The following is a 566-nucleotide window of genomic DNA, read 5'->3' on the forward strand; positions in this document are numbered from 1 at the left end:
TCGTCGACTTCCAGATGCAGCGTGCGCGCGATTTCCGGCATGTCCGCGCGACCGTGGTACGGCGCCATCGCGAGCGTCTCGATCAGGCCGGCCATCAGGTTGGTCGACACCTGCGGCAGCCAGCTGCCGAGCTCGAGCCCCTTCTTCGTCGCTTCGCCGGTCTGGCGTGCGGTCATCTTCGCGTAGATGTCGTCGACGAGCTTGCGGAACGCCGGGTCCAGACGATTGCGCGGGTGCTTGAACGGCACCTTGATCTCGGCGATCACGCGGCCCGGGTTCGACGACAGCACGAGGATCCGGTCGCACATGAACACCGCTTCCTCGATGTTGTGCGTGACGATCAGCACCGACTTGATCGGCATGCGGCCCTGCGTCCACAGATCGAGCAGGTCGGTACGCAGCGTCTCGGCCGTCAGCACGTCGAGCGCGGAGAACGGCTCGTCCATCAGCAGAATGGTCGGATCGACGACGAGCGCGCGCGCAAACCCGACGCGCTGGCGCATCCCGCCCGACAGCTCCCGCGGGTACGCGTTCTCGAAGCCGTCGAGACCGATCAGGTCGATCGC

At 66.3% G+C, this 566-nt stretch carries 1 protein-coding gene; it reads right to left on the minus strand.

The features are described from left to right. Positions 1–566: ABC transporter ATP-binding protein (locus tag A9Z05_RS04310; protein ID WP_141723353.1), on the minus strand; the 566-nt coding region annotated here is incomplete at both ends.

It is taken from the genome of Burkholderia sp. A2, from assembly GCF_001729305.1.
In the GTDB taxonomy this organism is placed as follows: domain Bacteria; phylum Pseudomonadota; class Gammaproteobacteria; order Burkholderiales; family Burkholderiaceae; genus Burkholderia; species Burkholderia sola.